General features: G+C 62.2%; 24 protein-coding genes. 10 read left to right on the forward strand and 14 right to left on the reverse strand.

Translation table 11 applies throughout. From position 1 onward, the window contains the following. Positions 1-14 precede the first annotated feature (14 nt). The 4 genes from PDMSB3_RS06380 to PDMSB3_RS06395 all read left to right on the forward strand — a co-directional run bounded on the left by PDMSB3_RS06380 (position 15) and on the right by PDMSB3_RS06395 (position 3,353). Positions 15-563, forward strand: coding sequence for an iron transporter (locus PDMSB3_RS06380; RefSeq protein ID WP_007175560.1), 549 nt, complete (start codon positions 15-17; stop codon positions 561-563). Positions 564-693: 130 nt separating this feature from the next. Continuing rightward, complete coding sequence (locus PDMSB3_RS06385; RefSeq protein ID WP_035516310.1) at positions 694-1,026, forward strand: cupredoxin domain-containing protein; 333 nt, start codon at positions 694-696, stop codon at positions 1,024-1,026. A 78-nt stretch (positions 1,027-1,104) separates the two neighbouring features. Next, a complete protein-coding gene (locus PDMSB3_RS06390) occupies positions 1,105-1,950 on the forward strand; it encodes an FTR1 family iron permease (RefSeq protein ID WP_007175558.1) in 846 nt (281 codons plus the stop codon). Next, positions 1,947-3,353, forward strand: coding sequence for a 4Fe-4S binding protein (locus tag PDMSB3_RS06395; RefSeq protein WP_007175557.1), 1,407 nt, complete (start codon positions 1,947-1,949; stop codon positions 3,351-3,353). Before PDMSB3_RS06390 ends, PDMSB3_RS06395 begins: the two co-directional genes overlap by 4 nt. A gap of 305 nt (positions 3,354-3,658) precedes the next feature. Here the strand turns inward: PDMSB3_RS06395 and PDMSB3_RS06400 are convergent, their stop codons facing one another. From PDMSB3_RS06400 to PDMSB3_RS06415, 4 genes are all read right to left on the reverse strand, one after another. Continuing rightward, positions 3,659-3,919, reverse strand: a complete 261-nt coding sequence (locus PDMSB3_RS06400) for a hemin uptake protein HemP (protein WP_007175556.1) — start codon at positions 3,917-3,919, stop codon at positions 3,659-3,661. Positions 3,920-4,134: 215 nt separating this feature from the next. Then, complete coding sequence (locus PDMSB3_RS06405) at positions 4,135-4,617, reverse strand: SRPBCC family protein (RefSeq protein ID WP_007175555.1); 483 nt, start codon at positions 4,615-4,617, stop codon at positions 4,135-4,137. Between the two features lie 24 nt (positions 4,618-4,641). After that, complete coding sequence (locus tag PDMSB3_RS06410) at positions 4,642-5,040, reverse strand: OsmC family protein (protein ID WP_007175554.1); 399 nt, start codon at positions 5,038-5,040, stop codon at positions 4,642-4,644. A gap of 185 nt (positions 5,041-5,225) precedes the next feature. Beyond that, positions 5,226-6,104 (reverse strand): pirin family protein, encoded by an 879-nt coding sequence (locus PDMSB3_RS06415; RefSeq protein WP_007175553.1) that lies wholly within the window; start codon positions 6,102-6,104, stop codon positions 5,226-5,228. A gap of 122 nt (positions 6,105-6,226) precedes the next feature. Here PDMSB3_RS06415 and PDMSB3_RS06420 point away from each other — a divergent pair, with 122 nt between their 5' ends. Further along, a complete protein-coding gene (locus tag PDMSB3_RS06420) occupies positions 6,227-7,213 on the forward strand; it encodes a LysR family transcriptional regulator (protein ID WP_035516308.1) in 987 nt (328 codons plus the stop codon). A 354-nt stretch (positions 7,214-7,567) separates the two neighbouring features. Here PDMSB3_RS06420 and PDMSB3_RS06425 read toward each other — a convergent pair whose 3' ends face one another. The 10 genes from PDMSB3_RS06425 to PDMSB3_RS06470 form a co-directional block, all read right to left on the reverse strand. Beyond that, positions 7,568-7,987 (reverse strand): ExbD/TolR family protein, encoded by a 420-nt coding sequence (locus PDMSB3_RS06425; RefSeq protein ID WP_007175550.1) that lies wholly within the window; start codon positions 7,985-7,987, stop codon positions 7,568-7,570. A 16-nt stretch (positions 7,988-8,003) separates the two neighbouring features. Continuing rightward, a complete protein-coding gene (locus PDMSB3_RS06430) occupies positions 8,004-8,735 on the reverse strand; it encodes a MotA/TolQ/ExbB proton channel family protein (protein ID WP_007175549.1) in 732 nt (243 codons plus the stop codon). A 28-nt stretch (positions 8,736-8,763) separates the two neighbouring features. Next, positions 8,764-9,486 carry an energy transducer TonB gene (locus PDMSB3_RS06435; RefSeq protein WP_165185437.1) on the reverse strand — a complete coding sequence of 241 codons (723 nt, stop codon included), beginning with the start codon at positions 9,484-9,486 and terminating at the stop codon, positions 8,764-8,766. Positions 9,487-9,744: 258 nt separating this feature from the next. Beyond that, positions 9,745-9,981: a (2Fe-2S)-binding protein gene (locus PDMSB3_RS06440; RefSeq protein WP_035516932.1), complete on the reverse strand. Its 237-nt coding sequence runs from the start codon at positions 9,979-9,981 to the stop codon at positions 9,745-9,747. A 215-nt stretch (positions 9,982-10,196) separates the two neighbouring features. Further along, the gene (gene murI / locus PDMSB3_RS06445) at positions 10,197-11,084 is read right to left on the reverse strand and encodes a glutamate racemase (protein WP_165185440.1); all 888 of its coding nucleotides are present in this window, start codon (positions 11,082-11,084) and stop codon (positions 10,197-10,199) included. 213 nt (positions 11,085-11,297) lie between these two features. Further along, positions 11,298-11,777 carry a bacterioferritin gene (gene bfr, locus PDMSB3_RS06450; protein ID WP_007175545.1) on the reverse strand — a complete coding sequence of 160 codons (480 nt, stop codon included), beginning with the start codon at positions 11,775-11,777 and terminating at the stop codon, positions 11,298-11,300. A gap of 189 nt (positions 11,778-11,966) precedes the next feature. Beyond that, positions 11,967-13,490, reverse strand: coding sequence for a fumarate hydratase (locus PDMSB3_RS06455; RefSeq protein ID WP_165185442.1), 1,524 nt, complete (start codon positions 13,488-13,490; stop codon positions 11,967-11,969). Between the two features lie 54 nt (positions 13,491-13,544). Next, on the reverse strand, positions 13,545-14,156 hold the full coding sequence (locus PDMSB3_RS06460; RefSeq protein ID WP_165185444.1) for a TIGR00645 family protein: 612 nt from the start codon (positions 14,154-14,156) through the stop codon (positions 13,545-13,547). Between the two features lie 456 nt (positions 14,157-14,612). After that, positions 14,613-15,005: a hypothetical protein gene (locus tag PDMSB3_RS06465; protein WP_007175541.1), complete on the reverse strand. Its 393-nt coding sequence runs from the start codon at positions 15,003-15,005 to the stop codon at positions 14,613-14,615. 143 nt (positions 15,006-15,148) lie between these two features. Next, positions 15,149-15,601 (reverse strand): ribbon-helix-helix domain-containing protein, encoded by a 453-nt coding sequence (locus tag PDMSB3_RS06470; protein ID WP_232064122.1) that lies wholly within the window; start codon positions 15,599-15,601, stop codon positions 15,149-15,151. 283 nt (positions 15,602-15,884) lie between these two features. Here PDMSB3_RS06470 and sctC point away from each other — a divergent pair, with 283 nt between their 5' ends. The 5 genes from sctC to PDMSB3_RS06495 are packed head-to-tail and all read left to right on the forward strand — an operon-like array spanning position 15,885 to position 20,213. Next, positions 15,885-18,014 carry a type III secretion system outer membrane ring subunit SctC gene (sctC, locus tag PDMSB3_RS06475; RefSeq protein ID WP_007175539.1) on the forward strand — a complete coding sequence of 710 codons (2,130 nt, stop codon included), beginning with the start codon at positions 15,885-15,887 and terminating at the stop codon, positions 18,012-18,014. After that, positions 18,004-19,101: an FHA domain-containing protein gene (locus tag PDMSB3_RS06480; RefSeq protein ID WP_165185446.1), complete on the forward strand. Its 1,098-nt coding sequence runs from the start codon at positions 18,004-18,006 to the stop codon at positions 19,099-19,101. Before sctC ends, PDMSB3_RS06480 begins: the two co-directional genes overlap by 11 nt. Beyond that, on the forward strand, positions 19,079-19,336 hold the full coding sequence (locus tag PDMSB3_RS06485; RefSeq protein WP_157187744.1) for a hypothetical protein: 258 nt from the start codon (positions 19,079-19,081) through the stop codon (positions 19,334-19,336). The genes PDMSB3_RS06480 and PDMSB3_RS06485 overlap by 23 nt, the downstream gene beginning before the upstream one ends. Positions 19,337-19,353: 17 nt before the next feature. Beyond that, a complete protein-coding gene (locus PDMSB3_RS06490) occupies positions 19,354-19,701 on the forward strand; it encodes a hypothetical protein (RefSeq protein WP_007175536.1) in 348 nt (115 codons plus the stop codon). Between the two features lie 56 nt (positions 19,702-19,757). Beyond that, complete coding sequence (locus PDMSB3_RS06495; protein ID WP_007175535.1) at positions 19,758-20,213, forward strand: tetratricopeptide repeat protein; 456 nt, start codon at positions 19,758-19,760, stop codon at positions 20,211-20,213. Position 20,214 lies beyond the last annotated feature (1 nt).

Here is a 20,214-nt window from a genome sequence, read left to right on the forward strand (position 1 = left end):
AACAAGGAGTTTCAATGCGGATTTCTTCATTTGTGCGCGGCGGCGCAGCAGCGGTGGCCGCGGTCGCGGCTTTGTCGGCAACGGCGGCGGAATACCCGATCGGCAAGCAGCAGATTCAGGGCGGCATGGAAATCGGCGCCGTTTATCTGCAGCCGATCACGATGGAGCCCGAAGGCATGATGCGCAAAGCTTCGGATTCGGACATCCACCTCGAAGCCGACATCCACGCGGTCAAGAACAACCCGACCGGTTTCGCCGAAGGCGACTGGATGCCGTACCTGCAGGTGCGTTATGAACTGACGAAAGCCGGCTCCAATCAGACGCAGAAGGGCGACATGATGGCGATGGTCGCCAACGACGGTCCGCACTACGGCGACAACGTGAAGCTGCAAGGTCCGGGCAAGTATCACCTGAAGATGATCGTCGAGCCGCCGATGCAAACCGGCCACATGGCTTTCGGCCGCCACGTCGACAAGGAAACCGGCGTGGGTCCGTGGTTCAAGCCGATCACGCTCGAATACGACTTCACGTTCGCCGGCATCGGCAAGAAGGGCGGCTACTGAGCGCCGCGTATCGTCATGTGTGACCACGCTTCGCGGCGTGGCCGCGCGCGGGCGAATAGTTGAATGAAACAATGCAGCAGGCGGCGCGTCGTTGATGAACCCCACGGCGCCGCGTTTTCCGGAAAGGCTAATGAGAATTAACCGAAAGATCGCAACCTTCGCCGCCACGGTTTTGCTGGCAGGCGCGGCCCATGCAGCCGACCTGCCGACCTTCAAGCTGGAAATGAACGACGGCAAGCTGACTCCGGCGCGCATCGAGGTGCCCGCGGGGCAGCGCATCAAGATCGAGGTGCGCAATACCGGCAAGGGCGCGGCCGAATTCGAAAGCGTGCAGTTGCGTAAAGAAAAGGTATTGGCGCCGGGTGCGGATTCGTTCGTCGTGATCGCGCCGCTGGAACCGGGCGAGTACAAGTTTTTCGACGACTTTCACCAGCAGGCGCAGGGTGTGATCGTCGCGAAGTAGCGGCTTGGGGCGCGAGCGCGGGCTTTTTCACGGCTCGTGCGCTCGCCGGGGCAGTAGCAGGGTAGAGGGAGAGCTTGGATGGGTCAGATTCTGTTCGTCGTGTGGCGGGAAAGTGTCGAGGCGCTGCTGGTCGTCGGCATTCTGTACGCATGGCTGAAAAATGGCGACGACGATGCGCGCCGCGGTTTGCCGTATCTGTGGGGCGGCGTGGCAGCCGGGTTGATCGCGGCGGTGGCGCTCGGCGCGGCGCTGGTCGGCTTCACCGAAGTGCTCTCCGGCGACGCGCAGGATTATTTCCAGACCGCGATGGTGCTGATCGCCTGCGTGCTGATCGTGCAAATGGTGTTGTGGATGAAGCAGCACGGCCGCTCGCTGAAGCGTGACATGGAGCAGTCGCTGCAAAAGAGCCAGCGCGATTCGAACTGGTGGGGCGTCGCGCTGCTGGTGGCGTTGGCGATCGCGCGTGAAGGCAGCGAAACGGTGATCTTCCTGTACGGCCTCGGCTTTGGCCAATCCGGTCACGTGGACGGCAGCCAGATGCTTGCGGTCGTGATCGGCCTCGGCCTCGCGTTCCTGACCTTCTACGTGCTGCAACTGGGCGGCAAATTCTTCTCGTGGCGGCTCTTTTTCCGCGTCACGGAAATCATGCTGTTGTTTCTCGGCGCGGGCCTGTTCCAGACTGGTGTCGACAAGCTGATCGATAAGGAAATCCTGCCGACGCTCGTCGACCAGATGTGGAATTCGTCGGCGATTCTCGACGACTCGAGCACCTTCGGTTCGCTGGTCTCGACGTTGACCGGTTATCGCGCGCATCCGGCGCTGATGAATCTGCTGGCGTACGCGGTGTACTGGGCGGTGGTTTATCTGCTGGTGCGCCGTGCGAATCGCAAGCCGGTGCCGCAAGCCGCCGGGCGTGCGGCATGAGCACCGTCATGACCCGCCCTGGCCGCCTCGCAGCGGTTGGGCAGTGGATGCAGCGGCACGGCGCCGCGATTCGCGGCATTCAGTGGGTCGTGGTGGCGGTGTACGCGTTCCTGATTCTGGTGCCGGCGGTGATGCCGCTGCCGGGCGACACGGCGCACCTGTGGAACAACCTCACGCTCGCCGCGCAGTTCGTTTTCTGGGGTATCTGGTGGCCGTTCGTGCTGCTTTCGATGGTCATGCTCGGCCGTGTCTGGTGCGGCGTGCTTTGTCCCGAAGGCGCGCTCGCCGAATTCGCCAGCAAATACGGACGAGGCTGGGCGATTCCTCACTGGATGCGCTGGGGCGGCTGGCCGTTCGTCGCGTTCGGCATCACGACCATCTACGGGCAGATGGTGAGTGTCTACCAGTATCCGAAAGCCGTGCTGTTGGTGCTCGGCGGCTCGACCTTCGCGGCGATGATCATCGGCCTGCTATACGGACGCGAGAAGCGTGTCTGGTGCAAGTATCTGTGCCCCGTCAACGGGGTCTTTTCGCTTCTGGCGCGGCTCGCACCGTTCCACTACAAGGTCGATGAGGACGCATGGCGCCGTTCCTACAAGGACGGTGAGCATGGGCATCGGGTGATTCCGATCAATTGCGCGCCGCTCGTGCCGTTGCGCAATATGAAGGGCGCATCGGCCTGCCATATGTGCGGCCGCTGCAGCGGGCACCGCGACGCGATTGCGTTGACGTGGCGCGCGCCGTCGTCGGAAGTGGTTCAGTTGGGCGACAAGCAGGCGAATGCGTGGGACACGGCGTTGATCCTGTACGGCCTGCTCGGCATTGCGATCGGCGCGTTCCACTGGACCGCGTCGCGCTGGTTCGTCGATCTGAAGATGTTTTTCGCGACCTGGCTGGTCGATCACGACATTACATGGCCGCTCGACACCAATGCGCCGTGGTTCCTGTTCACGCATTATCCCGAGCAGAACGATGTGTTTTCGTGGCTCGACGGCACGATGGTGATCGGCTACATCCTCGCCACCGCGCTGGTGTACGGCACCGCGCTGCTGATCCTGCTGATGGGCGCGACGCGCATGCTGGGGCGCTTCAATGCCGTGCGTCTGCATCATTTGACGCAAGGGCTGATTCCGATAGCCGGCGCGGGCGTGTTCCTCGGCCTGTCCGCTACCACGCTGTCGTTGTTGCGCGCGGAGCATGTGTCGTTGTGGTGGGCGTCGGACATGCGCATCGCGATTCTGGCGATCGCCAATCTGTGGAGCGCATGGCTCGCGTGGCTCGTTACGCGTCGCTATAGCGAGCGCTTCGTGCAGCGCGGCCTCGCGATGGTCTGGTTCGTCGCGGCGCTGGCCGTGGTCGATAGTGCATGGTGGTTGATGTTCTGGGGCTGGGCTTCAAAATAACGCTTCAAAGCAACGCATGGCCTGTCGCTGCGACCTGACGCAGCAGCCGACGCCGGCCCAAACACGAAAGCCGTGGAGATGACACCATCCCACGGCTTTTCCATTTTCTGCATGACCGGCACACGCCGTTGCGTGTCGCCGCATCGAGTGAGAACCAAAAAAGCGGCCTGGCTGGCTGCGACGGCTGGCTTGGTGTCTGCACGAAGGGGTCTAGTTCTCACGTGCAAGCCGTCGTGGCTGGCTAATGCCCAACACCTCTCTGGGAGGTGGTCCCCACAATACCCGGTACTTACCTCTGTTCGTCCTTACTTCGTCAGGATCAGCTTGCCCAGCCGCGTTGCCCGCAACTGGTAGGTTTCGCCGTTGTGCACGATGCTGACGTGGCTATGTCCTTGCAGCAGTGCGTCGCTGCGTACGACCCGCTCCGACGTCCCGCCCGAACCGTTGGCGCGATCCGCGCCGGGCTTCTGGCCGGGTGCCGTTGCCGTCGATGCTTTCGGACGGCTGGTCAGCGCGGCCGCGGGGCGGCGCAGGCTGAGTGTGGAAGGGCGCATGGGATCGGTCATTGGTTTTAGCTGTTGGTCGATTCGATGAGTTAATTCTAAATGATAACTATTCCTATTTACAAGAAAGAGAAATTGATCGGATTTGAGTTTCGATAGTCGTACGATGAAGTGGCGGATCGGCGGAGAAAACGGAAGAAGGCCGCCGCGCCGATTGGCGGCCTTGCCGGCGATAGCAAGCGCAGTGAGAAGCGCAGCGGGAAGCCCGCCCGCCGGATTCAATGCAGCGAGCCGGGCTCCTGCTTCGCTTGCACGTATTGACGGATAAGCCGAACGGTATCGATATCGTTCTCCCGATACGCCGACTTCACGATTTCCTGTGTCTGGTGCGCGTCGGGATCGGTCGACTCGGGCAGCGTGGTTGCGTACTCGAAGCGCAGGAACAACTGCAGTTCGTCCGGTTGCTCGATGGTCATGGTCAGCGAGCCGCCGACGTAGTCTGCCGTCTGCAGAATGTCGTAGCGCACGCTTTGGCTCTCCTCCAGCGTGACGCGATCGCGCACGGTCGCCTGGCCGTAGTGCAGTTCCCGTTCGAGCACGTTGCCGTCGCGCGAAAGAATCGTGCAGCTGTCGAGTCCCATTACGAACAGTTGCGGCTGTTCGGCGCGCAGCACGAGACCCTCCCACAACTGCGCGCGGGTCATGGATTCGACAAACGGATTCAACGGGTCGTTGATCTGGATAAGGTGTTCGAAATTCAAAACGACGGCTTCCTATGAAAGCGATTACGCGACGGCGAGCCCGGAACGGATCGTGATCGAATGCGTGAGGATCTTGTGAACCGGGCACTGATTGGCAATTTGCAAGAGCCGTTCCCGCTGCTCGTCGGACAGTTCGCCTTCCAGCACGATCCTGCGGTCGATGGTCGTGCCCGCCTCGCCGGTTTCGAGCGAGAGCGTCACGCGCACGTCGGCAAGCGGCCAGCCCTTGCGCTGAGCGTACATCTTCAGCGTGATCGACGTGCACGCGCCAAGGCTCGACAACAGCAACGAGACCGGTGTGGGCCCGCGATCACCGCCGCCGAGCGACTCGGGTTCGTCGGCCAGCCACGTGTGTTTGCCGTCGTCGAAAAGAACCTGGAAATTCGTCGAACCGATGTGGGCGGTGACGGTGGACTCTGCCATGCGCGCTCCTGAACAGGGACGGAAATCGCCGCGCGCCAAGGCTCGTGATGACTGAGCGGCGCGCGGCCTGAATCGCTATTGTGAACGAATGTGAACGAACTTACCGGCCTTCGCGCCTTGGGACGCCGCACAAGCTGCGCGTGAGTGTGCCCGCGTGCGTGCGCCGCGCCCGCCTGCGACTCAACTCAATGCGTGATCGCGCCCATGCGCCCGGCCTGGTAATCGACGACAGCCTGGCGGATCTCGTCTTCCGTGTTCATCACGAACGGGCCATAGCGCACCACCGGCTCCTTCAGCGGCACGCCTCCCAGCAGCAGCACTTCGAGCGGCTCCGTGCCGGCCGTGAGCGTCACGGAGTCGCCGTCGTTCTGAAACACGACCATTTTCTGCGCGCCGATTTCCTGACGCGCTTCGCCTTCACCGTAGAAACCTTGGCCGGACAGGCTGTAGGCGAACACGCGATAGTCGGCCGGCACCGGCTGCCGGATCGTCGCGCCCGGTTGCAGCGAGAAATGCTGGTACAGAATCGGCGTACGCGTTTCGATCGCGGCTTTGACGCCGAGCGCTTCGCCGGCGATCACCTTGACGCGCACCTTGCCGTCCGCGGACGTCGCCACGGGAATGCTCGAGGACGGCATTTCCTGGTAGCGCGGCGCGATCATCTTGTCGCGGCGCGGCAGATTCACCCACAACTGCAAGCCGTGTACGCGCCCACCCGTGCGGACGAACGACGGGTCCGGCATCTCGCTGTGCACGACGCCCGCGCCCGCGGTCATCCACTGCACGTCGCCGGCGTGCAGCGTGCCGGAGTGGCCGGCCGAATCCTTGTGGCCGAACTGGCCTTCGAGCACATAGGTCACCGTCTCGAAGCCGCGATGCGGATGGTCGGGCGCGCCTTTGGCCTCGCCCGGCGCATAGTCGATCGGCCCCATTTCGTCGAGCAGCAGGAACGGATCGAAGTCCATCAGCAGGCGGGTCGGAAACGGGCGGTGGACGATAAAGCCGCCACCCTCGGTCGTGCGAACGGCGGGAAACGTGCGTTCGATCGTGCGGCTCGTGCTCATCAAAGTCACCTCAAAAAATGGGGAATAGCGTTATTTTTGAAACATGGAGCTATTATAGGGACCGTTTTCCGGGGTGCCAGCCGCCCTCACGCAATGGATTGTTCTATTACTGGAACGATGAGATGAAGATCGATTCACATAATCTGAATGACCTGATGTATTTTTCGCAGGTCGTCGAACATGGCGGTTTTTCGGCCGCCGAACGCGTGCTGGGCATTTCCAAGTCGCGACTGTCGCGCCGCCTGACCGAGCTGGAAGCGTCGCTCGGCGTGCGTCTGCTGCAGCGGTCCACGCGCAAGCTGGCGCTGACCGAAGCCGGGCAACTGTTCTACCAGCATTGTCAGGCGATGCTGAGCGAGGCGCAGGCAGCCGTCAACGTCGTTCAGCAACTGCGTTCCTCGCCGCGCGGCACGGTGCGCGTCAGCGTGCCCGTCACGATTTCTCAGACCATCCTGTCGCAGATCCTGCCCGAATTCATGCATCGCTATCCCGAGGTGCGCGTTGTGATGCGGGTGACGAACCGCGTGATCGATCTGTTCGAGGATTCGGTCGACGTCGCGCTGCGGGTGCGCTCCGATCCGCCGGAAAACGCCAACATCGTGGTGCGGCCGCTATGGCGCACGCAGCAGATGCTGGTCGGCGCGCCGAGCCTGTTGCAGCAGAATGCGCCGCCGTTGCTGCCGGCCGATCTGAACCGCTTCGAAACGCTCGACGTGCCGACCGGCGACGGACGCCACGTCTACAACCTGATCGCACCGGACGGCACGCGGCACGCGCATGAACACGAGCCGCGCCTCGTGACCGCCGATCTGATGACGATCCGTGAAGCGGTGCTCGCTGGCGTGGGCATCGCCGCGTTGCCGGAAATGATGTACGGCGCCGCGTTGCGAGCCGGACAATTGTCGCCGGTCATGCCGGGCTGGACATTCCCGACGCCGCAGTTGTACGCCGTATTCGTGTCGCGCCAGGGGATGGTGCCGGCGGTGCGCGCTTTTGTCGATTATCTGGTCGAGATGCTCGATCCCGACGACGGTAAGCACATCACGGGCGAGTGTCCCGCACGTGAGGAAAAAGGCGCGGCGCAGCCGGCGTTCGCGATTGCGTCATAGCACTTCTCATGCGCCACAACATCGCTTTTAGCATTTAAGCGCGGCTTGTCATGAGTACTTTCAATGGCCGTTTGCTTGAATGCGCGCGCTACCGGGCCTATAGTGAAATCCCTTCGCTAAGGAGTCTCTTATGCGGAAACTCATGGCCGCTATCATAGCGGGCCTGATAGGGCTGACCGCGCTGTCCGTGTCGATCACGGCTGTCGCATGCGGTGACTCAAGCAGCTATCAATCTTCGACCGATGGCAAATGATCCCGCCGCCCGAAGGCGCCGAGTGCGCACAAAAAAAGGCCTTCATCTGACGATGAAGGCCTTTTACTTTTTTGCCCCTGTTTAAAGGGCTTTTTGTCGCATCACTTCGTTTTCGGTTGCGTCACGAAGCCGATCTTCGTCAGGCCGCCGGCCTGGGCCGCCGACATCACTTCCGCCACTTTTTCGTACGGCACCTTGCGGTCCGCGTCGAGATGCAGCTCGGGTTGCGGGTTGGCTTGCGCGGCCTGCGCAATCTTCTCGCGCAGGGTGGCGTCGTCAACCTTTTTGTCGTCCCACATGACGTTGCCGTCCGCGTCGACCGCGACTGTCACCTGGGCGGGTTTGGTGTCTTCTTTCTGACTGCTTGCATGCGGCAGATCGATCTTGACCGCGTGACGAATCACCGGGATCGTCACCATGAACACGATCAGGAGAACCAACATCACGTCGACGAGCGGCGTCATGTTGATTTCGTTCATCAGGCCGTCGTCATCGTCGCCGGCAAAGGGGCTCATTGCCATCGGAGTGCCTCGTCGATCAGTTCGTGCGGGCGGCGAGACGCAAGCCGTCGCCGCGTCTGGACGACGACAGGCGCGCGCCCGTCACGAAGAATGCGTGCAGGCCATGCGCAAAGCGGCTCAGTTTGGCGACGACCGCCTTGTTGGCGCGCGTCAGTGCGTTGTAGCCGAGCACCGCCGGAATTGCGACGAACAGGCCAAACGCGGTCATGATCAGCGCTTCGCCGACCGGGCCGGCGACCTGATCGATCGACGACTGGCCGCTCGCGCCGATCGCCAGCAGCGCGTGATAGATGCCCCACACCGTGCCGAACAGCCCGACGAACGGCGCCGTGCTGCCGATCGACGCGAGAATTGCGAGACCGCTCTGCATGCGCGCGACGCTTTCGTCCATCGTGTCTTTCAGGCAGCGCGTGACCCAATCCGACACGTCCATGCGATCGTGCAGATGCGGTTGCGTCTGATGATGGTGATCGGCCGCTTCCTGGCCCGACAGCGCCAGTGCGAGAAACGGGTTGTCCTGCGGCGTCGACGAGCCGGCGCCGAGCTTCTTCACGCCGTCGGCGAGATCGTCCGAATGCCAGAACGCCTGTTCGGCATTCTTCGTGAGGCGCTTGAGGCGCATCACATTCCAGCCTTTGATGACGATCACGGTCCACGACATCACCGACATGATCAGCAGCGTGAGCGCGATACCGCGCGTCACGAAATCCCCTTGCGCCCACACGTGCGCCAGTCCGTAGTTTTGCATTGCAATTCCTTTTTTTTTGAAATCTGTCTCAATCGTGCAGATTGAAGTCGAAAGGCTGGGTATAGGCAGCCCGAACCGGTTGGCCGTTCTCGAGAAATGGCTTGCAGGCGCTCGCGTGCATGGCGGAGAGCGCGGCGTCGTCGAGGCGGCTGAAGCCGCTGCTCTTCTTCAGCTCGATGCTTTCGAGCTTGCCGGTCAGGCCGACCACGAACCTCACATATGCGGTGCCGGTTTCGCCGCGACGCTTGGAGAGCGCCGGATAGTCGGGCTCGGCGATGTTGCAATCGAGATGCGAGACGTTCTTGGGCGCGCTGATCTCCATCGTCTGGCGGCTAATTGCCGGCGCGGCGGGCGCGGGCGGTGCAACCGGCGCGGCCAGCGTCGGATCGGGCGCGGCGACGGGCGTAGGCGAAGGCGCGGCGGATTCGGGCAGCGGTCTGGGCGTGGGCTTGGGCGTCGGGGTCGGCTTGGGCTGGACCTTGGGCTTGGTATGAACCGGCGGCGTCGGCGTGGGCGGCGCGATCGACTGCATCGCGACCGGCGCGGCAACCGGTGTGGGCGGCAGCAACTGCGCGGTCATGACATGCGATTCGAGGGCCGGCTGAACGGGGTCGTGACGCAAGGTCAGGATCACGGCCAGCAGTGCGACGTGGATCACTGCCACCACGGCAGTTGCGGTCAGGACGCGGGAATTCAGTCGGGAAGACGAAGCCGGCATGGTGCCGGCCGAAATGGTATGCGTGGCCGGCATATTAGCGTGGCGGCGCGCTGTGGAAGCAGCGCGTCAGGCAAGACGTCGTCATGTTCGAAAAATCAGCAGCGAAATGAACAAAGTAGTCACGAAACCAATCAGCAATTCCATCTCGAACTCCTTTGAAGGGTGAGGCGGGTAGCTGGCTGGTACGAATACTGGCTTGCTGACGGCAGTGGGATAACGCGTGAACAGCGAGAACGGCAGTGGGCGGCGAGCGCCCTTGGTGCGGCGGTGGCCGCGCCTTGCAACCCGGTCTCAGGCAGCCTTGCGTTCGTAAAACGTCAGCGGTACAGCGTGCTGATTATGCTCGAAACCGCACCGGGTCGCGCACACGCCGCTCTGCATCATGACGTCGCGCACGGACTCCGCGCACTTGCCGCAGCAGGACGCGACGCCGAGCTCGAACTGAAGCTCGTCGAACGAATCGACACCGTCCGCGATCGAGGCACGGATCTTTCGGTCAGAAACAGACTTGCAGACACAGACAATCATGGCAGGCGTCATAGCTAACGTTAATGCGAATTATTATCATTTTGTTTGAGCCGTTTGGCAAGCGTCCTGCATGATTTTTTGTAACAAAACCAGACTCTTGGAAGGGTTTCGTCTATAAGGCGGGATTTGACGCGGGTAGTCGGCGGCGCGCCAAAGCGTCTAAAAAGTGCGCGGGAAGCGGCCTGGCGGCGCAAAAAACGGAAGTGTCGGTGAATTTATGCGGCTTGGGAATTCGACGCGGCCGTGCGGCGAGACGGGATCAGCACCTGTTCGACCGTTGCATCGATGTGCAGCAGGGTGGCTGCCAATTGCTGCTGATGCGTGCCGTCGCCGGTCGAATAAAAACGGGGCAGAGCAGTGCCACCGCTTTCCGGGGCCGCGCGCAGGCCGTGCTGGTCCAGTACCCGTTCCAGCTGACGCGCAATGGCGACGCTCGTATCGATTAGCACAAGCCGGTCGCCGACGATATCGCGGATCGCCGTATCGAGAAACGGGTAGTGCGTACAGCCGAGCACTAACGTATCAGCGCCCGCGTCGAGCATGGGCTGCAGGTAGCCGCGCAGCAACGCGTGCAATTCGGCGGAGCTGATGTCGCAACGCTCCACGGCCTGCACCAGTCCGTGGCCCGGCTGGCAAAGAAAGCGGCAATCTGCCGCATAGCGTTCTAGCAGCGCCTGGAAGCGTGCGCTGCGCAGCGTCACTTGCGTGGCGAGCACGCCCGCGACGCGGGTTTTCGACTGCAAGGCAGCGGGTTTAATGCCGGGTTCGACGCCGACCAGTGGAATGGGCAGTTTTTCTCGAACCATTGCGATGGACTGCGCGGTTGCCGTATTGCAGGCGACCACGAGCGCCTTTGCGCCTTGCTTGACCAGCCATTCGCCGATCGCGAGCGTGCGGTCGGCAATGAAATCGTCGTCGCGCTCACCGTAGGGGGCGTAGAGCGAGTCGGCGACATACAGGATCGCTTCGTCAGGCAACTGGGCCCGGACCGCCCGCAATACCGACAGACCGCCGAGACCCGAATCGAAAATGCCGACCGGTGCGCGCGACCCGGCGCCAGACGTGAACATTCCTGTATTCGTAGACGTTGATTCTGCGGGCATAGGCGAAGAGGATGCGTGCGGCACGGCGCTCAAGGGAACCTGGAAAGGTGCGCAAGTATATCGCCCGTGTGGCGCCCCGAAGAGGACGTCCTCCAGAGCGCCCCCAGGAGGACTTCTTCCGCACGTCCCCAGAAGGGTCGCCATCCATGGTGTCATCCGTTGCGAACGGGCAGACCCACGAACGGCGCGCGGGGCGCTCGCGGCGTGATTCGATCAGGACTCGACCGAACCCATTGCGGTTTGCTGATAGTTCTGGATACCGACCTTGTCGATCAGGTCGATCTGGGTTTCGAGCCAGTCGATGTGTTCTTCAGTGTCGTCGAGAATTTTCGTGAAGATTTCGCGCGAGACGAAATCACGCACCGATTCGCAATACACAATGGCTTCCTTGCAGGTGCCCTGCGAAATCTGTTCGAGCTTCAGATCGCATTCGAGGATCTCTTTCGTTTCCTCACCGATCAGCAGCTTGTGCAGATCTTGCAGGTTCGGCAGACCGTCGAGCATGAAAATGCGTTCGATGAGCCAGTCGGCATGTTTCATTTCGCCGATCGATTCGTCATATTCATGCTTGCCGAGTTTGTCGAGACCCCAGTGCTTGTACATCCGCGCGTGCAGGAAGTACTGGTTGATCGCAGTCAACTCGTTCTTCAGTTGCGCGTTGAGGTACTCGATAACTTTCTTGTCGCCTTGCATGGTATTTCCTTTTGGGGAATTTGAATTTTCAACAACAATAAACGCCATACCTGAAAAAGCCAAGGAAACAGAAGTATCTTTTGACATTGTTTCGGGTATTGCCTGTCGCGTTGGCATTGCGCGCGGCAACAAAAAAGCCGGGACCGCGGTCCCGGCTCTTCGACAGGCGTGACAGGCGTTAGCAGCGAATCAAACCGTCGCGACCGGAATCTTGCCGATTTTGGCCTGCCATTCCTTCGGGCCGGTCTGGTGAACGGAGGTGCCGCTCGAATCGACGGCCACGGTGACCGGCATGTCCTGTACGTCGAACTCGTAGATCGCTTCCATGCCGAGGTCTTCGAACGCGAGAACCTTCGCGCTGCGAATCGCTTTCGACACGAGGTACGCGGCGCCGCCCACGGCCATCAGATAAGCGGCCTTGTGCTTCCTGATCGCCTCGATCGCGACGGGGCCGCGCTCGGCTTTGCCGATCATCGAAATCAGGCCGGTTTGCGCCAGCATCATCTCGGTGAACTTGTCCATGCGCGTTGCCGTGGTCGGGCCAGCGGGACCGACGGCTTCATCGCGCACCGGATCGACCGGGCCGACGTAGTAAATCACGCGGTTCGTGAAGTCGACCGGCAGCTTTTCGCCCTTTGCCAGCATGTCGGCAATGCGCTTGTGAGCAGCGTCGCGGCCCGTCAACATCTTGCCCGACAACAGCAGCGTCTGGCCCGGCGTCCACGCAGCGACTTCTTCCGGCGTGAGCGTGTTCAGATCGACACGCTTGCTCTTCTCCGTGTCCGGCTCCCAATGCACCTTCGGCCATGCGTCGAGCGACGGCGCCTCGAGTTTGGCGGCGCCCGAGCCATCTAGCGTGAAGTGCGCGTGACGCGTGGCCGCGCAGTTCGGGATGATCGCAACCGGCTTGGACGCGGCGTGCGTCGGCGCGGCCATGATCTTCACGTCGAGCACCGTGGCGAGACCGCCGAGACCCTGCGCGCCGATCCCGAGCGCGTTGACCTTCTCGTGCAGCTCCACGCGCAGTTCTTCGATCCAGTCCTGCGGGCCGCGTGCGATCACGTCCTGAATGTCGATCGGATCCATCAGCGATTCCTTCGCCATCACCATCGCTTTCTCAGCGGTGCCGCCGATGCCGATGCCGAGCATGCCCGGCGGGCACCAGCCCGCGCCCATGGTCGGCACGGTCTTCAGAACCCAGTCGACGATTGAATCCGACGGATTCAGCATCGCGAACTTCGACTTGTTTTCCGAACCGCCGCCCTTGGCGGCGACCTGCACGTCGACCGTATTGCCCGGCACGATCTCGTAGTGGATCACGGCGGGTGTATTGTCTTTCGTGTTCTTGCGGGCGCCTTCCGGCGGATTCACGATCGACGCGCGCAGCACATTGTCCGGGTTCAGATAACCGCGGCGCACGCCTTCGTTGATCATGTCGGTGACGCCCATCGTCGCGCCGTCCCAACGCACGTCCATGCCGACCTTCACGAACACCGTGACGATGCCGGTGTCCTGGCAGATCGGGCGCTTGCCTTCGGCGCACATGCGGCTGTTGGTGAGAATCTGCGCGATGGCGTCTTTCGCGGCGGGGCTCTGTTCGAGCTCGTAGGCGCGGCCCAAGGCCTGGATGTAGTCGAGCGGATGGTAATAGCTGATGTACTGAAGCGAATCAGCAATGCTCTGGATCAGATCTTCCTGTTTGATGACGGTCATGGCTAGCTCAGTGGAGACAGGGGCGCTTGTTGTCGGACACGCGGGACAGCGCGGTCAGTCGTGCGCCTTCAGGGGAGTGGAACCTTTAACGGCAGCCACGGCGTGCAGCACCGCGGGCTCTTCGAAATGCTTGGGATGCGTATGCGTGGTGAGGCGGTCGACCAGTGCCATCACGACTGCCGAGACGAGGAACGCCACGTGGATGATCACCTGCCACATGATCGTATGCGTGGAATTCTGATCGGGGCTGATGAACGTCTTCAGCAGATGGATCGACGAGATGCTGATCAGCGCCATCGACAATTTGACTTTGAGCACGCCGGCGTTCACATGGTCGAGCCATTCCGGTTCGTCCGGATGACCCTCCACGCCGAGGCGCGACACGAACGTTTCATACCCGCCGATGATCACCATGATCAGCAGGTTCGAGATCATGACCACGTCGATCAGGCCGAGCACGACCAGCATGATGTTGGTTTCGTCGAGCGTTAGCGATGCCGTGACGAGGTGCCAGACTTCCTTGAGGAAGAGCACGACGTAGACGGCCTGCGCCACGATCAGACCGAGATAGAGCGGCACTTGCAGCCAGCGGCTCATAAAGATGATGGCGGGCAGCGGGCGCATGGGGCGGCGCTGTTGGGCGGAGTCGGGTCGCGGAGCGGACATGGGCAAGAGTCAGATGAAACGCAGGTGTCGGAACACGGACCAGATGCGCCGGGCCGGAATGCGCGAGACGCAATATACAAATACGCACGCCGATCAGGCACGCAGATCAGGCAAACCAGGCGCGGACGGCGCGGTGCACAGACACGGGAGGCCGCAAAGGCAAAAGCTCGTGTCAGGCGCGCTATTGTACAGCGTCGGGTAAATTTGCTGCATTGCGGCGGGCAGGGTGCGCGGCGGGGCGGGAGGAGGCGCAGATCAATAGCCGTTGTGCCGACGCTACGCGTACGGTATGGGGAGCAGGCGCCGTTTTCGCAGAGCGTTGATTGCGTCGAAAAGGCAGGCCGGGCTCTCGTGCCAACGGCGGATGACAGCCGCGGATGACAGCCGACCTCCGCGGGCGCGTCCACAGCGATGTGGCGACGGGCGTTGCGGTGGTCGGCTGCGTTCGCCGCTACGTCAAGCGGCGCCGCCTCCTGGTGCACCGGTGGTGCCCAGCAACGGCGCGATCAGGCTCGTGATCTGCGGCGCAATCTGTGATACGGCCGAGGCTATCGCGTTGACGATGTTCCCGATCAACCCACCGCCCTGCGAAGGGTCCGCGCCGCCTGTTTGCTCCGTCGTGTTTTGTTGCTGCCTGAGCATGCCGTTGTCCATTGCCGCCGGGTGATAGGGGCGCCATGCAGCCCTCGCGGAACCGGACTGCATATCGTCGCCGGCATTGTGAGTGTGCTCCGTGGAAAATGCCCGGACCGAAGTGAAATCAGTGCGGTTCTGCGGTTCGTTGCGTGCTGCCATGTTGCCCGCATCGAACTGCATGCTGTTGTTGCCGATTCTGTTGATCGCGTTCATCGTCGTCAAATCCTAAAATCAGGTAAGAGGAAAAATGCATGCGGATAGCTGTTTTCTCGGAAATTGCTGAATCAGCTTCCGGATGCCTGACATGCGGAAATGTATAAATCAAATTTGGCTGTTTTCTATTAATCTCCTGTAGTTTATCCAAGCTGGCCAACGGACACATCCGGATCGATTAAATCCAGATCGATCGGGTGTTTTCTATCCAGTAATTGGGTGACGCAGATTATTCTGACAAAGCCGGTGAAATTACAGATGGCTTCCTGAGTCAGATCAATTTCAAGTGCCCATCTGGAAATCAGTTTTCCTACAGTCACAGATTCCTGGCGTGCGATTTCTTCGATGATTCGCCAATACACTTCCTCGAGCCGTAGACAGGTTGCCAGCCCGTTGATTCTGACGGAGCGTTGCCGCGGCTTGGCGAGCTGCGGGGTGAAATTGCAATACCGTGTCATCCGCATGTGCTTACACGTGTAGGAATACGGGAATGGAGTGCCTCCATTACGGCAGTGAATGTCCTGATGCATTTCAAGATAGCCATGCATCTGCGACGTGAGTCGCGCGGGTTGTTTCTCATGTTCGGATGAGTCCAAGTGGCGGCTAGTCCATCTTCTCTCCGCAATAATCCGACTTGGTCATAAAGATGTATGACGTTTCACTTAGCGCATCGCCTTATTTTCGGGATATGCGAACCGAATATGTCGATTGAGAGCGCATGAATCATGCGCATTGGCTTTGCGCATACTTGATAAAAATCGGCTGGATTGGTCGCGCTTCAAATGAACATATGGCGTCATGCATATATATGACCATCAGCGGTGTCGGCGCGATTAAATTTCACTGACGTAATCAATGCAACGTAGCCAGGAATTTTCAATGCTTATCATGAGCCGAAATGGTTCGCCCAATAAGAAGGGTGGCGGCGGACCGCAGTTCTTGCCATCGTGCGCGACGGGTGCCGCCATGTTTCAGGTGGCGGGTCAGCTTGCGCTGGCCTGGGCGGTGTTTCTGGCCCCCGAGGCTGAGGCCGCTACGCCTGTCTGGCACGGCGCACCGATCCACTATGCCGCGAACGGCGCGCCGTTGCCGGACGTGTTGCGCGACGTGCTCGCGGTGGAAGGGCTGTCCGCGGACATCGCCCGCGACGTGAAGGGCGTGGTCAACGGCCGTTTCGACGACACGCCCGGCAACGTCTTCATGCAGTTGGTCGAGGCTTACGGCCTTGTCTGGTATTTCGACGGCAAGGCGATGCACGTCGCAACCGCCGCAGGAGTGCGCAGCCAGGTGATCCCGTTTGCGCCGATGACCCGCGAAGCGGTTGCGTCGTTGCTGCGCAACCTCGATCTGGACGACCCGCGCCTGCCGATCAGGTACTCCGCGACGACCGCGAAGGTCGCCGGCCCGGTGGCTTTTGTCGACGCCGTGGCCGAGGCGATCGACAAGGCGCAGCGGCAGAGCACCGCGGAGCCGTCGTTCGACCAGACCGAGATTCGCATTTTCCCGCTGCGCTACGCGCAGGCGCAGGACATGCACTATACGGTGGGATCGCAGGACCAGGTGGTGCCCGGGGTGGCCTCGCTACTGCGGCGGGTCATGATGGACACCTGGCAGGCTGTCGCGCCGCGCGCGGCGGCCCGCTCACGCGCCGATGTCCGCGCCGATGCCCGCAGCGCGCGCGGCGCTCCGCCGCCGTTGCCGAGCCTGCGCGGTCTGGGTCTCGCCGGCGGCGCATCGGCCGACGGCGACAGCGCGCCGCCGCCATTGCCCGATGCGGCAACCTCGGAGCCGGGCCGGACCGATCAGCCCAGCGCGACGCCTGCGCGACGCAACATCATCGCGGACCCGCGCACCAACTCCGTGGTGATCAACGACCTCGTGTCGATGATGCCGAACTACGAGCGCGCCATTGCGATGCTCGACCAGCCGCAAGAACTGGTCGAGATCGACGCGGTCGTGATCGACGTATCGTCGAGCGCGGCGCGCTCGCTGGGCGTGGCGTGGGGCGGATCGAACGGGCGGGTCAGCGCGGCGTCGGGGACCATCAACTCGCCGTTGACTTTCGGTGCGCCGGCTCTCGCGACCGCGGCCGGCGTGGCGAGCGGACTGAATCTCGCCACTCTGGTCGGCAATTCGGCGCAATACCTGTTCGCGCAGATCCACGCGCTGGAAGACGCCGGCCAGGCCCGTGTGCTGTCGAGTCCGCAAGTCCTCACGCTGAACAATATGGAAGCGGTGCTGACTTCGCACAGCTCGGTTTATGTGCGGGTGGCGGGCAACCAGGACGTCGACCTCTACAACATCGACACCGGTCTCACGCTGAAGGTCACGCCGAGCATTGAATCGGCCGCTGAGCCGCGCCGCAATATCCGGCTCAACATCCAGATCGACGATGGCGCGTTCAATACGTCGATGTCGGTCGACGGCATTCCGAAAGTCGACAACCATTCGATCGTCACCCAGGCGATCGTGCGCGACGGCGAGAGTCTGCTGGTCGGCGGGTATCAATATGAGCGCAGCGAAAGCACGACTTCGAAAGTGCCGGTGCTCGGCGACGTGCCTTACGTCGGCGCGTTGTTTCGCGATACCCAGACGACGCGGGAGCGGCTCGAGCGATTGATCCTGATTACACCGCGCCTGAAACGCGCGGGTGGCAATGGAGAACCGGCCAGTGGGGCGGTCACGGCGGGGCAAGCCGTGATGACCGGAGGCGCGGGGCCGGACTTTGCGCCCGCCGCCGCTTTTGCGCCCGCTGCGGGCACCGGGCCAGGATTGTCCGCGCAGGCGACACGGATGACGCCGCCGACGCTTCGAGTGGCCACCAACGTCCCGACGGCCACCACAGTCCCGGGCACCGCCAACCCGTCCGCAGCCGTCACCGCCGCGCTGCGGACGCTGCCGGCGAGCGCTGCCCCGACTGCGCCGCTGCCGTCCGCGTCGTCGCCACCGCCACTGCCCGCGTGGCAGCCGACACGCAAGATGCCTTGGGATGACCGCCATGACCGCTGACGCATTGATCCTCGTGACGGACGGCGTGCATACCGGCGCAAGCGTCGCGTTGTCCGCCGAAAGACCGCTGCGGATCGGCAGCGGCAGCGAAGCCGATCTGATGGTGATCGACGAAGGCGTCGAACCGCTGCACGTCACCGCCCAGTTACGCGGCGCGGCGCTCGAGTTGCTGGCTCACCAGCCCGGCGTCGCCGTGTTCGGCAGGCGCTTGCCGCCGGGGCGGCGCGTGCTGTTGCGGCGCGGCGCCTGGTTTTCGGCCGGAGCGGTGACCTTCCAGTTCGGCGGCCGTGACGCACCGACCTCGTCGATGGCGGGCGACGCTGAGTATGCCTATCTATTGCGCCACGCGCCGCTCGCTTACTGCGCGAAACGCTGGTCCGGCGCGTCGCCGGTTGCGAAGGCGACGGTCTTTGCAGTTCCGGTGGCCTTCGTGCTGCTGGCGTGGCTGGCGTCGAATCCGGCGATGCCGGGCGCGCCGCATACAGCGCGTGGCGACGACGCGTTCCGGCTCGTGAAGACGCGTCCCGATGCGAAGTCCGGCGCGCTTGTCTACGAGGGCTACGTGCAATCGCCCGCGGATCTGGCCGCGCTAACCGCGCGGGCATGGTCGCGGCAGCGCACGCCGGTGATGCATGTGATCGTGCTCTCGCAGTTGCAGGAGCAACTCGGCGATTTTCTCGCGCGTTATTACCGCGGCGCAGAGGTGCGGCCCGCCGAGCCTGGTGCGTTCACGGTGGTGCTGCCTGGCGCACAGGGCTTCCTGTCGCCTGAATCATGGGATTACGCACGCGTTGCCAGACTGGCGCGCGGTGAGATCGATGGACTACGTGGGCTCGCGTTTCCCGGCCACGTACAGGAGGGCGCGAAGGTGCGCGTGCCGTTCGAGGCGCTGGGGATGAATCTGCTGTCCGGTAGCCACGCGGTCTGGCTCACCGACGCCCAGGGCGTGCGCTATTTCGTCGGCGCGCGATTGCCTGTTGGTCGAATTACGCGAATCTCGGCCTGCGCGGCGGAGGTGACGCGCGACGATGGTTCGATCTACGAATTTCTTATGGGCGCAGTTCATGAGCCAAAAAACTGCCGCTAAAAGCGCGCTCGGCATGTGCGGCGATTTGCCTATCGAGGCGAAGCTTGCCGAAGCCGACGGTCTCGGCCGTGAGGAAATCGTCGCCCGGTTGACGCATGAGATCGGCTGCCTCAACAGCGCATTGCCGAGCGCGTCGCCAGCGTTAAAAAAAGAAATGGTTTTGCTTGTCGAGTGTTTGTGCGCGGCTCGACAGGTGGTGGAACGAAGCGTCAGCTTCAGGAACGCGCACGATTAAGTTAAGGAATGGAAACTATGAATCCAATCAATACGGCCATGTCCCCGAATCCTGGCGGCAATGCCTTCACCGGTAACGGCGGGGTACCGGCAATGAACAAGGCCGGCGGCATTTCGACGTCGGATGTTCTCGCCGTCGTGTTGGCAAAACTCAAACAGGACAATGACAAGGTCAGTCAACAAATGCAGCAGGTCCAGGGCGGCGGCGCGCAGCAGGGCAACGGCGCCGACAACTCGCAAGGGAATACCGACATGCTGAAACTCCAGCAGGCGGTGACCGAGATGAACACGGATACCTCGCTCGGCACCAACATGATTCAGGGGGTGGGCGATACGCAGAAGGACACCGCGAAGGCAACCCACTAACGCCTCTTTAATCAGGTCGAAGACGCCCTCGCGGCGTCTTCGGGGAGCCATTGCAGATGCAGCACGACACATTGGAACTGCTGATTTCGATAGGTCACTACGCCCGCGTCCATCGACGCTTCGACGAGGCGCGCTATCTGTTCGGCCGGCTGGCGCTGCTATACCCGCGGCGAGCTTTCCCATACCTCGGGTTGGGGCTCATCGAACTCGATCGCGCGAACTATCCCAGTGCGGCGTTGCTGTTCGGCCGCGCGCTGGAGGCCGTGCCCGACAGCGTGCTCGCGCGCGCCTGGCTCGGCGTGTGCCAGGTGCTCGAAGGACATTACGCGCTCGGCGCTCGCATGCTGATGACCGTGGCGGACAGCGACCAGCCTGGCGCGACTTCGATGGCAGCGGCATTCCTGAAATTGCCTGAATGCGCGCCCTTTGCCGCTGCTCGCGTTGCGCAGGTCGAGCCCACCGCAGCATCCCTTTCAACCATTGAACGACTGACTATTCGAAACGGGTATTGAA

Origin of the sequence: Paraburkholderia dioscoreae (assembly GCF_902459535.1) — a bacterium.
Lineage (GTDB): Bacteria > Pseudomonadota > Gammaproteobacteria > Burkholderiales > Burkholderiaceae > Paraburkholderia > Paraburkholderia dioscoreae.